This is a genomic window from Nocardioides sp. 503 (assembly GCF_004522095.1).
Taxonomy (GTDB): domain Bacteria; phylum Actinomycetota; class Actinomycetes; order Propionibacteriales; family Nocardioidaceae; genus Nocardioides.
Map to the genome: position 1 here is coordinate 1206850 of NZ_SPUI01000002.1, position 11771 is coordinate 1218620.

Annotated in this window: 9 protein-coding genes; 5 read left to right on the forward strand and 4 right to left on the reverse strand. The window is 73.3% G+C overall.

Features of this window, described 5'->3' with window-relative positions:
- Window positions 1-25: 25 nt before the first annotated feature.
- From E4622_RS06790 to E4622_RS06800, 3 genes are read left to right on the forward strand one after another with little or no spacing between them, the layout of a single operon-like run.
- A complete protein-coding gene (locus tag E4622_RS06790; RefSeq protein ID WP_134739255.1) occupies window positions 26-2128 on the forward strand; it encodes a hypothetical protein in 2103 nt (700 codons plus the stop codon).
- A 33-nt stretch (window positions 2129-2161) separates the two neighbouring features.
- Window positions 2162-3148: a glycoside hydrolase family 130 protein gene (locus tag E4622_RS06795; protein WP_134739256.1), complete on the forward strand. Its 987-nt coding sequence runs from the start codon at window positions 2162-2164 to the stop codon at window positions 3146-3148.
- A gap of 41 nt (window positions 3149-3189) precedes the next feature.
- The gene (locus E4622_RS06800; RefSeq protein WP_134739257.1) at window positions 3190-3756 is read left to right on the forward strand and encodes a hypothetical protein; all 567 of its coding nucleotides are present in this window, start codon (window positions 3190-3192) and stop codon (window positions 3754-3756) included.
- A 21-nt stretch (window positions 3757-3777) separates the two neighbouring features.
- Here E4622_RS06800 and E4622_RS06805 read toward each other — a convergent pair whose 3' ends face one another.
- The 3 genes from E4622_RS06805 to E4622_RS06815 form a co-directional block, all read right to left on the reverse strand.
- Window positions 3778-4524, reverse strand: a complete 747-nt coding sequence (locus E4622_RS06805) for a DinB family protein (protein WP_134739258.1) — start codon at window positions 4522-4524, stop codon at window positions 3778-3780.
- Between the two features lie 43 nt (window positions 4525-4567).
- Complete coding sequence (locus E4622_RS06810; protein ID WP_134739259.1) at window positions 4568-5416, reverse strand: class I SAM-dependent methyltransferase; 849 nt, start codon at window positions 5414-5416, stop codon at window positions 4568-4570.
- Window positions 5417-5556: 140 nt separating this feature from the next.
- Entirely contained in the window at window positions 5557-6405 is an 849-nt protein-coding gene (locus E4622_RS06815; protein WP_134739260.1) for an alpha/beta hydrolase, read from the reverse strand.
- Window positions 6406-6544: 139 nt separating this feature from the next.
- Between E4622_RS06815 and E4622_RS06820 the strand changes: the two genes are divergently transcribed.
- Window positions 6545-8812 carry a helix-turn-helix domain-containing protein gene (locus E4622_RS06820; protein WP_167735990.1) on the forward strand — a complete coding sequence of 756 codons (2268 nt, stop codon included), beginning with the start codon at window positions 6545-6547 and terminating at the stop codon, window positions 8810-8812.
- Between the two features lie 9 nt (window positions 8813-8821).
- Window positions 8822-9583, forward strand: a complete 762-nt coding sequence (locus E4622_RS06825; protein WP_134739262.1) for a hypothetical protein — start codon at window positions 8822-8824, stop codon at window positions 9581-9583.
- A gap of 6 nt (window positions 9584-9589) precedes the next feature.
- Here E4622_RS06825 and E4622_RS06830 read toward each other — a convergent pair whose 3' ends face one another.
- On the reverse strand, window positions 9590-11629 hold the full coding sequence (locus E4622_RS06830) for a galactose oxidase-like domain-containing protein (RefSeq protein WP_134739263.1): 2040 nt from the start codon (window positions 11627-11629) through the stop codon (window positions 9590-9592).
- Window positions 11630-11771: the final 142 nt, after the last annotated feature.

An 11771-nucleotide genomic window follows, 5' to 3' on the forward strand; every position in this document is an offset into this window, starting at 1 on the left:
GGACCGCTCGCCCCGAGGAGCTCACATGTCCCACCCCACCACGGTCGCGGCAGCGCTGGCGACCATGACCGCGCTGGTCGGACTGGTCGTCGCACCGCCCGCCCCCGCCGCCCCGGCGACGCCGGCACCCAGCTCGGCCACGGCCGCGCAGGCCGCGTCCACCGGCCTGCCGGACGCCCCCGCCGCCGGACGGCTGACCAACCTGGCCCACCTCGACTGGCTCGGCGACGACGTCGCTCCGCCCACACAGGCCGGCCACACGACGTACCGCCTCGACAGCGAGCCCGAGATCGGCATGCTGTGGACCTACGCCGAGCCCAACGGCGACGGGACCTACCGCCACGTCGGCGGCGGCGCCTACGACCAGGCGACCGACACCTGGGGGCAGGGCGCCTTCAACGCCGACGACATCAGCCGGGCCGCCGTGGTCTACCTGCGCCACTGGCGGGCGACCGGGGCCACCACCAGCCGCGACCGCGCCTACGACCTGCTGCGCGGGCTCACCTACCTGCAGACCACGACCGGCCCCGACGCCGGCAACGTGGTGCTGTGGATGCAGCCCGACGGCACCCTCAACCCCAGCGCCGAGCCCGTCGAGCTGCCGGACCCCTCCGACAGCGACGCGTCCTACTGGGTGGCCCGCACCCTGTGGGCGCTGGGGGAGGGGTACGCCGCCTTCGCGCGCACGGATCCGGCCTTCGCCGCGTTCCTGCAGGAGCGGCTGCTGCTCTCGCTGGACGCCGTGCAGCGGCAGGTGCTCGACAAGTACGGCGAGTACCTCGACATCGACGGCCTGCGCCAGCCGGCCTGGCTGATCGCGGACGGGGCCGACGCCACGTCCGAGGCGATCCTCGGCCTGGCGGCGTACGTCGAGGCCGCCGGCCCCGGCCCAGGCGCCACGGTGCGCCCCGCACTCGCCCGGCTCGCGCGCGGCGTCGCGATGCTGCGCGGCGGAGACGCCCGCACCTGGCCGTTCGGCGGCGTGCGTCCGTGGGCGCTGTCCCGCTCGCTCTGGCACGCCTGGGGCTCGCAGATGCCTGCCGCCCTCAGCCGCGCCTCGCAGGCGCTGGACAAGCTCGCGCTGGCTGCGGTGGCGGCCGCCGACTCCTTCGTCTTCGACCCGTGGCTGCTGACCTCGGGAGGTCCCGACAACGGCCGAATGCCGACGCGTGGAGACACCTCGCAGATCGCCTACGGCGCCGACTCCCGCCTGCAGTCGCTCCTCGCCACCCACGACGCCACCGGCAAGGCGGCCGCGCGCGACCTCGCCGGGCTCGTCGCTGCCTGGTACTTCGGCGCCAACCCCGCGGGCACCCCGATGTACGACCCCGCCACGGGGCGCACCTTCGACGGCATCTCCGCGACCGGCGAGGTCAACCGCAACTCGGGGGCCGAGTCGACGATCCACGGGCTGCTCTCCATGATCGCCCTCGACACGCACCCGCGGGTCGCCGCAGCGGCGCGCGTGGCCCGGGTCGCGGTCCGTCGGGGCACCCGGACCCTCCAGGCCGAGGACGCGACCCTGTCGGGACGCGCCTCGGCGCAGCGGCCCACGGACTTGTGGACGGGGGAGTCGCTGTACGGCGGCACCGGCTACGCCACCCTCGGTCGCGACGGTGGGGCCGGCAAGGCCACCTTCGACGTCTCGGGGCTCGGCCGCTCGCTGGTGATCCCGGTGCTCGACCTCGAGCCGGGCAGCCGCGCGGTCACGACGTTCGCCGCGCGAGGCCGCGTGCTCGGCGCCGTGCGCTCCGGTCGCATCGGCGCCCAGGGTGACTCACCGGCGCCCGGGGCACTCCTGCCCGTGACGGTGCGCCGGCTGCTGCCGGCCGGCGCCCGGCGGCTGACCGCCCGCACGACGACGCCGGCAGGACCCGCGAAGCTCGACGCCGTCATGGTCGAGCCGGTGGTGTCGCGCCTCGTGTTGCGGGGCGCGGGCCACGGCACCGCGCTGCTCTCGAGCGTCTCGGGTCGCGTCGAGCGGACCGCCGTACGCCTGGCGGGCCGCGGTCGCGCCACCGTCCGCACCTACGACCGCCGCGGCCGCCTGGTCGCGCAGCACCGTCCCCGGGGGCGAGTGGTCCCGGTCTCCGTGCCTGCCGGAGGCTTCGCCCTGGTCACCCGCTGAGCCATCGCCCCCGACCCCGACGAGAGGCAACCCATGAGCACGCAGCAGTCCGACCCGCACTCCCGCCCGCACGCCCAGTTCCCGCTCGGTCCCTTCACGCCGTACGAGCAGAACCCGATCCTGCGCCCCCAGGGCGACGGCTGGGAGTCCAGCAGCGTCTACAACCCCGCCGCGGTGGTGAAGGACGACCAGGTCGTGCTGCTCTACCGCGCCCACGCCGACGACATCGTGTCGCACGTGGGGCTGGCGACCAGCGACGACGGCATCCACTTCGAGCGGCACCCCGAGCCGGTCCTGTCGCCCACCGAGGACTACGAGCGCTACGGCGCCGAGGACCCGCGCGTCACCGAGATCGACGGCACCTACTACCTGACCTACACCGGCTGGGACCGCGTCAACGCGAGGCTGTGCCTGGCGACCTCGACCGACCTGCTCACGTGGACCAAGCACGGGCCGATGTTCCCCGACTTCAACACCTTCCTGCCCCAGGGCAACGGCATCGACGGACCCTGGAGCAAGGCGGGCGGGATCCTGCGGGAGAAGGTCGACGGGCGCTACCTCATGTACTTCGGGGAGGGCTCGATCTACCACGCCTGGTCCGACGACCTCATCCACTGGGAGCCCTGTTCCAACGAGGAGCCGGTGATGGTGCCGACGCCGGCCGGGACGTTCGGCGACTTCCTCGTCGAGGTCGGTCCGCCTCCGATCGTCACGGACAACGGGCTGATCCTCCTGGTGAACAACGCCGCCGTCAGGTTCGAGGACGGCACGGTGCGCTACACGGCCGGGCAGCTGCTCTTCGACCCCGCGGACCCCGCACGGATCCTCGCCGAGATGAAGCGCCCGTGGCTCGAGCCCTCGACCTACGAGGACCAGCACGGCCTGGTCTCGAACGTCACCTTCGTCGAGGGGCTGGTGCACTTCAAGGACACCTGGTTCGCCTACTACGGCCAGAGCGACTCGACCCTCGGCGTCGCGACGTACCGGGTGGGGGAGAGGTACTCGACCCTCGGCTCGTGACGGTGCAGGCGATGGCACCGCCCGACGGCTAGATTGGGGGGATGGACTCGGAGACCTCCCGCAAGCGTGGATCCCGCACGACGGTGCTGTTCGCGGTCCTGGCCGTCGCGGCCGTGATCGTCGGTGCCGTCGCGGTCACGCAGCTGACCGGTGACGACGACGACAAGGGCACGGCCGGCTCGGGGGCCTCGGCCACGTCGTCGGGCGACCCGGGAGACGACCGGCTGCTGGTCTCGCCAGCCGCCGAGGGCTGGGGGAGCCAGACGGTCGAGGACTGCGCCTCCTACGAGCCGGCGGCGGGGCCCGAGGTCGTCTACGTCCCGGACTTCGCCTACGAGTGCGTCACCAAGGTCCCCGAGGACGCGAGCGTGATCTTCTCCTCGACGTCCGCGCAGGAGCTCGGCGGCCTGAGCTGGGAGAAGGGCTCGCAGCCGTGGGTCGAGCTGTCGGGCCAGCAGGTCATGAAGAAGATCGAGGGCGACGAGTTCAACATCACCGACCGGGTCATCCAGGGCGTGTGGGTGCAGGACGGCAGCGAGTACGCCGTCTACGTCGGCCCCGAGAGCCCGGCCGCGCTCGACGCGCTCGAGGCGTCGGCCGCGTCGTAGTCGCCCAGCTCGGCCGCGGCGTCACGGAGCCTCCAGGACCTCGAGGTCACGCACGGCGTAGCGGTGGTGCTCGGCCTCCTCCTTGAGCACGACGGTGAGGCAGCGCCGGACGACGTACTCCTGGTCGGGGTAGGACGCCGCGGGCTTGCGACCGCACACCCGGTCGAGCTCGGCGTCGGTGAGGCCGTCGACGAGGCGGCGCGTCGTGGCCATGCGCTCCAGGCGCGGGCTCAGCACCTCGTCAAGGGACGGAGTGGCGTCGAGGATGAGGCCCAGGGACGCCGACTCGTCGGGGGACATGCCGTCGTGCGGCAGGCCGAGGGGGTGGACGGGGGAGTCCTCCTCGAGCACGGCACTGCCGAGCCAGGCGTCGGAGGCCATCAGCAGGTGACGTTGGGTCTCCACGAAGGACCACTCGTCGGCGACCCGCTCGTGGAGCATGCTCTCGGGCAGCGATCGGGCGCGGTCGAACGTGCGTCGCCACATCGTCTCGACCGCGTCCCAGGCGGAGCGGTAGTCGTCGACCGACGTGGCGGAGCGGGCCAGGACCCGCACCGGGTGCTGCCGGTCGAGCTCGGCCTCGACGTAGGCGGTCACGTCGACGTCGTTGACCACGACGCGATCGAAGCCGCCGGCCACGTGGACGTCGCTGCCGTAGCAGTCGACGATCCTCAGCCCGCTGACCTCGCAGTCGCGGATCTCGAGCCCGGTCAGCTCCCGGTGGTGGAGGCGTCCGCCTCGGAGGTCGTCGCTGTGGGGGAGGTCCATCGGCTCAGTGTGCGGCACGCGGGGCGGGACGTCATGCGGCTCCTCAGCCGGTCGGGGTGCGGCCCATGGCGAGCAGGTGGGGGCTGAGGTCGCGCAGGCCGGGCCGCGACTCGTAGGCGCGCGCCAGGGTGCGGGCGGCGTCGAGGAGGTCGGGGTCGTGTGACCGGCTGATGTCGAGAGCCTGGCCGCCCGGACCCTCGACGCCGATCACGCGCACGTCCACGAGACCGGCGTCGAGCACCTCGCGCTCCAGCTCGTCGGCGACGTGGAAGTGGCCACCGGGGAAGCCGCGCGGCCCGAGCTCGCCGGCGCCGTCGGCCACGAGCCGCCCCCACTTCTCGGGCAGTGGAGCGGTCGCCGTGGTGACGCCGGTCGCCGCCAGCGCGACGGACGGCTGGATCACCGTCACCCAGGCGATGGCGGAGAGGCGCGAGACGCCGGCGGCGAAGACCCAACCACCCGGGCGGACCACCCGGGCGGCCTCGGCCAGGGCGCGGAGCCGGTCGGCGCGGTCCACCAGGTGGTAGAGCGGTCCGAGGAGCAGCGCCGCGTCGAAGCGGTCGTCCGGCGTCGGGAGGGCCCGGGCGTCGCCGCGCACGGCGACGAAGGTGCCGTGCGCCGCAGCGGCCTCGACGTGCCGAGGGACCGGGTCGACGAGCAGGACGTCGTCGCCCCGCTCGGCCAGCGCGGCGGCGTACACGCCGGAGGCGCCGCCGACGTCGATGACCCGGGAGCCCGACGCCACCCGCTCACGCACGAGCTCCAAGGTCCGCTCGAGCTCCAGCACCCCCTGACCCGACCGGCCGACGAGGCGGTCGCTCTCGTCGAACTCCGTGCCGTAGTAGGCCAGCACCCGGCGGTCGACGTGCTCCTGGGGCGACGGCTGCGACATGGACGGATTCTCACCCGGTCCGTAGTGGCGGCGCACCCCCTTTCGTGGCGCACTGACGTCGCGTCTCTTGGGCTCCGAGAGCGCGCCCTGGGGCCGATGCGGCTCCCGGGACGCGCTCGCAGGTCAGTGCGTCGGGCCTGTCAGGACGCGCTGGAGTCGTGGGTGGATGCGCGGATGAAGTCCAGGATGTCGGCGTTGATGACGTCGGCATGGGTGGTGGGCATCCCGTGAGGGAAGCCCGGGTAGGTCTTGAGCGTCCCGTTCGGGAGCAGCTTGGCGGACAGCTCCGCCGAGTCTGCGATGGGCACGACCTGGTCGTCCTCGCCGTGCAGGACGAGGGTGGGCAGGGTGATCGCGCGCAGGTCCTCGGTGAAGTCGGTCTGGGAGAACGCGACGACGCCCTCGTAGTGGGCCTGCGCGCCGCCGGCCATGCCTTGGCGCCACCAGTTGGCGATGACGCCCTCCTTCGGCTCGGCGCCGGGGCGGTTGTAGCCGTAGAAGGGACCCTCGGCGAACTCGCGGAAGAACGCGGCGCGGCGGGTCGCGACCTGCTCCTGGATGCCGTCGAAGACGTCCTTGGGCAGGCCGCCGGGGTTGGTGTCGGTCTGGACCATGAGAGGCGGGACGGCGCTGATGAGGACGGCCTTGGCCGCCCGGTCCTGTCCGTGGCGGGCCAGGTAGTGGACCACCTCGCCACCGCCGGTGGAGTGGCCGACGTGCACGGCGTCGCGCAGGTCGAGGTGGCTGACGACGGCCGCGAGGTCGTCGGCGTAGTGGTCCATGTCGTGACCGTCCGCGACCTGCTCGGAGCGACCGTGGCCGCGACGGTCGTGGGCGACCACGCGGAAGCCCTGGCTCAGGAAGAACATCAGCTGGGCGTCCCAGTCGTCGGAGGACAGGGGCCAGCCGTGGCTGAAGACGACGGGCTGGCCGTTGCCCCAGTCCTTGTAGAAGATCTCGACGCCGTCGGTCGTGGTGAGGGTGGGCATGGGTGGTCCTCGTCCTTCTCGTGGGTGGGCCGACTCGCGAGCGCCAGCCGGCCCTACCATTCAAGGGTCTGGACGGCTCTGGTGACCACGAAGGAAGCACGCAGAAGTGAAGCCTGTGAGTGAGCCGTTGGGCCCCCTCGTGCGCAGGTTCAGGCTCGCCCGCGACCTGACCCTCGAGGCACTGGCCGCGCGCTCCGGGATCAGCGACCGGACCGTCAGCGACATCGAGCGAGGGGCCAGCCTGGGCCCCCAGCGCCGCACGGTGGAGCTCATCGCGGACGGCCTGGCGCTCGGCGAGGACGAGCGTGAGGCGCTCCTGGCCGCGGCGCGGGCCGGCCGGCACCGAGGACCCGACGGTCCACGCGGACGAGCCCCTCTGCCGCGCGGGATCGCCGACTTCACCGGCCGGGAGACCGAGCTCGCCCGCCTGGCCGAGGGGCTCAGGGCTCCTGAGGGTGGGCCCGCACCCGTCGCGCTCGTCCACGGACCACCTGGGCTGGGCAAGACCGCGCTGGCGGTGCGTGCGGCGTCACTCCTCGGCGACTCGTTCGAGACCTGCGTCTTCGTCGACCTGCGTGGGTTCGACGCCACCCCGGTGACGCCCTTGCAGGCGCTCACCCGACTCATCAGCACGGTCGACCCGTCGGTCGGGAGGGTCCCGCACCGGGAGGCCGACGCCGTCGACATCTGGCAGGAGCTGATCGCCCACCGTCAGGTCCTCGTCGTGCTCGACAACGCGGCCAACGAGAGCCAGGTGCGGGCGCTGCTGCCGCGACTGGCACCCGCAGCAGCGATCCTCACCAGCCGCCGACCGCTTGCGGGTCTCGAGTCCATCGTGCGCGTGCTCCTGGTCCGGCTCCGGCCCTCGGAGTCGGTCGAGCTGCTGCGGCGGATCGTGCCGCTGCGCCGGTTCGGGGACGACGGTCGGCTGCGCGACGACGCGATCGACCGGCTCGCTGCCCTGTGCGACCACGTCCCTCTCGCCCTGCGCATCGCAGGGAACCGGCTGGCCAGCCGCGAGGCCTGGTCTGCTCGCGACCTCATCGACCGGCTCGCCGTGGAGGACCGGCGCATCGACGGACTGCGCGCCGGCGACCTCGACCTGCGCGCCACGATCGCCCCGTCCTACGAGCAGCTCTCCCCGCCGGCCCGGAGGGTCTTCCGACGACTGGCCCTCCTGCCGGCAGCCCCCTTCGGCGACGCCGTGTGCGCCCAGCTCAGCGAGACGAGCCTGCTCGACGCCCAGGACCTGCTCGACGAGATCTCGGACCTCGGTCTGCTCCAGGGTGCGGCGCAGGGCCGGTTCGAGCTGCACGACCTGCTCCGGCTCTTCGCCCGGGAGCGTCTCGTGGCCGAGGAGGACGAGGCGGCCCGTGAGCGGGTCGCGCTCGCCCTGCGGCACTGGCTGCTCCACGTCACGATCCAGGCGGGCCGACGCTTCGAGCCGGAGTACGAGAACGCGCCGGCCGATGTCGGCGACCTGGTCCGGCTCGAGACGCCGGGCTCCGCCCACGCCTGGCTGGAGACCGAGGCGGACCACTGGTTCGCCGCGTTCCAGGCGTCCGCATGGGCCGGGGAGCACCGGCTGGTGGCCGAGGTCGCGGAGTCGCTGCACTGGTTCTCCGATCGCTGGACGCACTGGGGACACTGGCACGAGGTGTACGCCGCCGGCGTGGCCGCCGCACGAGCCCTGAGTGACGACGACCTGCTCGCCACCCAGCTCGGCTACCTCGCGTGGGCCGAGCTGGTGACCCGCGCCGACCCGGACACCGCGCTGCTCCTGGCGGGCGAGGCGCGGGAGGTCGCGGCACGGGCGGGCAACCCCCGGCAGGAGGGCTGGGCGTGCTTCTACGAGAGCTGGGCCCACCTCACGACGGGCTCCCTGGACCAGGCCTGGTCCGCAGCCGAGCGCTCCGCTCCGCTCCTCGAAGCCGCGGGTGACCGTGAAGGTGTCATCACCGTCCGTCACCACACCGCCGAGATCCTCCAGGACCTCGGTCGACCCGAGGAGTCGATGGCCCAAGGCCAGCTCGTGCTCGAGCTGGTCGACCGAGCCGGCCCCGAGCTGGGACACCAGGTGGCCGGGGTGACGCGCATCGGGGTCCTGGTCAACATCGCGACGAGCCTGGCCCTGCTCGGTCGTCACGAGGAGGTCGTCCTGCGCGCGTCCCAGTCGATCACCCTGCAGCAGGAGTATCCGTCCGCGATCCTCCACGTCCGCGCGCTCAGGATCCGCGCGCGGGCGTCGCGAGAGCTCGGACTGACCCGGGAGGCGGAGACCGACCTCCGGGCCGCCCTCGACCTGTGCCGGGACACCGGTGACGCGTCCCGCGCGGACCAGGTGGAGGCAGAGCTGCGCAGCCTTCGCGACGGCGCGGCCGGCGACGGCACCTCGCCCTCGGCCTAGGGTCGCCGCATGCCGCGCAAGAGACTGTTCCGACGTGTGCGTCGGGTCCGTCTCGCCCTCCGCGTCGGCCTGGGCGCCGTGGCGCTGGGCCTGGGTCTCGTCTCCGCAGCGGCTCCCGACGTCGTCCTCCACGGTGAGGCAGGAGGTTGGCTGCTCCTGCTGACGGGCCTGGTGCTCGTCGCCGTCGGTGCGGGGGGAGCGGCCCGCGTGGGCCGCGCGGGCAGTGAGGCACTGGCGCGCGACCGACGAGACCTGGTCGCCGCGGACCAGGAGGACGGTCTGCCCATGGGTGCGTTCGTCCAGGACGGTCGCCTCGGGCTGGAGGCGGCCGACCGTTGGTGGACCTGGGGGACCGTGGCCGTGGGCCTGGGGCTGATGATCGGTGGCGCCGCCGCGGCCGCTCCGGACAGCGACTGGTGGTGGGGGCCGGTGTTCTCCTCGGTCGGGCTGGTCCCGGCCGTCCTGTGCCTGCGGGCGGCCACCGGGACGAAGTACTGGCTGACGCCGGAGGGGATCGAGACCGCGCGCTGGCCACGCCGCTCGGTGCGGTGGGCGGACGTGGAGCGAGTGGTGCCGCTCAGGGGCGGTGTCCCCGAGCATCCCCCCGACGACTTCAACGCCCTGGAGCTCCAGACGTCCGGATCGGTCCGCGGCGCACCTCGCCGGTGGGGGAGCGACCTCGTCCTGAGGCTGGCGCTCGTCGAGGCGGATCGGGACGAGGTGCTGGGCATGGTCCACGAGCGCGTGCGCGCGGCCAGGGAGCTCAGCTGAGCGCGGTCACCGCACCGGCACCCTGACGAGGCGCGACCGGCTGGGCGTGCCGTGGCGGTCCATCGCGAAGAGCATGTAGTTGCCCGGCAGGAGGACGCTGGCGTCCGCCGGCAGCCGCAGCGTGGAGCGGGCTCCCGCGCGGCGTACGACGCGCAGCGGGATGCGACGCTGGCTGTTGTTGACGGTGTGTGTCGCCTCCGCCATGCGCACGAGCGAGAACGAGCGCGCCCCCCTGCGGGTCCGCACGGTGATCTGCGAGCCGAGCCGTGCGGTGCGAGGAGCTCGGGTGATGCGCGGCCGGGCTCGGAGGCGGCCGTCGTCTCGCAACAGGTAGCCGGGGGTGTAGATCTGGCCGTTGAAGTGGTTGGTCTCGCAGTCGCCGCAGAGACCGCCGCCCCCCGAGAAGACCCGGCCGTCGGGCAGGAGCACCGCGACGCTGTGGTAGTTGCGCGGCACAGCCATCGAGGCGCCGAGGTGGAAGCGGCCGGTGCGGGGGCTCCAGATCTCGGGCCGGTAGCGGGACTCCACGTCGGAGAAGGCCAGGGGTCTGGCCTGGCCGCCGACGGCGACGACCTGGCCGTCGGGGAGCACGACGCTGTTGGCGAACGTGCGCGGCTCGATCATCGAGCCGGTCCGCCGTACGCGGGGCCGCTTGCCCCGGATGTCGATGGTGAAGGCCTCCTTGACCGAGGGTGTCTCGTCGTAGGCGGGAGCACCGCCGAGCACCAGGATCCGGTGCGGGGCGTACATGACGGCGTTGCCGTTCATCTGGGCGCTGCCGGGGCGCTTGCCGACGGTGCGCACCGAGCCGCGGCCGCGCAGGGAGATGACGTTCATCTTCTGGCTGGGTCCGACCTGGAGGACCTTGCGGTCAGCCACCGGGTAGAGCCACATCTGGTTGTCCTGGCGGAAGATCCCGGCGGGGTCGTCGGTGAGCATCTTCTTCGGGGAGACACCGGCGAGTCGCCTCCAGCCGGCGCGCTGCGACCAGACCTCGCCGACCTTGCCCCCGAGGCCGCCGGGGCCCCAGGAGCCACCCACGGTGAAGACCCGGCCGTCGGGCATCGTCGTCATCGCGTGGTAGCCGCGGCCGACCTTCATCGGCGGGCCGGCCTTCCACGTGTCGCGCTTCGGGTCGTAGATGCTGGTCTGGTTGGCGTTGCTGCCGCCGGTCACCATGATCCGGCCGTCGGGCAGCATGGCCACGCCGGGGCAGAACATGTCGTGCCGGGTCTTGGTGACCAGGCGTCGGCTGACCTTCATCGTGTCCAGGTCGAGGATCGCGGTCTGGGTGTAGCCCATCGCCTGCGGGTCGTAGTCGTCGGTCGCGTACGCCGACCACGTGAGCAGCCGGTTGCCCGGCAGCGCCGCCACGGCCACCGGCACCAGCGGGAAGGCGATCGTGCGGCTCCAGCGGCCGACCACGGACGGCCGGCCCTCCGGCGCACGAGGGGCGGGGGCGCCGCGCCGGGCCTCGTGCTTCGGCGTGCGCAGGTCGAGGTCGGCGACGGCGGGGGACCGTCCGTCACGCGTCTCGAGGGCGGTGAGCCGCACGAAGCGCGCCTCCACCTGCTCGAACTCCGTGGGGACGGCCCGGCCGTCGTCGGGCCACCGGCCGTCGGCCACGGTCCTCCACGAGGTGCCGTCGGTGCTGACGGCGACCTCGAACTGCGTGATCGCGCCGACCCCGTCGCCCGGGGCCACGTAGTCGAGCCCGAGGACGAGGCCGGAGGAGCCGAGGTCGACGGTCAGGACCGCCGGCGTGCCGGTGCTCGCGCGCCACACGCTCGCCGGGTCGTCGTCGACGGCCTCGTCGGCGGAGAGGAAGCGGGTGCCCTCGGGACCCGCGCCGACCTGCTCGGTCGCCGTCCAGGCGCGGCGCTCCAGCGACCGGTCGTCGGCGACGTACGCCGCGGGTGAGGGCGCCACCATGCCGGCCATCTCGTGCCCGGACGCGGCATGGTCGCCGTGCTCGTCCGAGTGCGACCCGGCAGAGCCGTGCTCGTGCGAGTCGGCTGGGGGGCCCTGGTCAGAGGGGGCGGCCACGGCCAACAAGGTCGTGACCAGGGCGAGGCTCGACCATCCGACGCCTCTGCGGACCCACGTGACCCGTCGCCGCAAGCTGTCCTGACTCGTCGAGCTCTCCTGCACGACACCCCCCAGTGTCTCGTGAACGCCCCAACCTAGG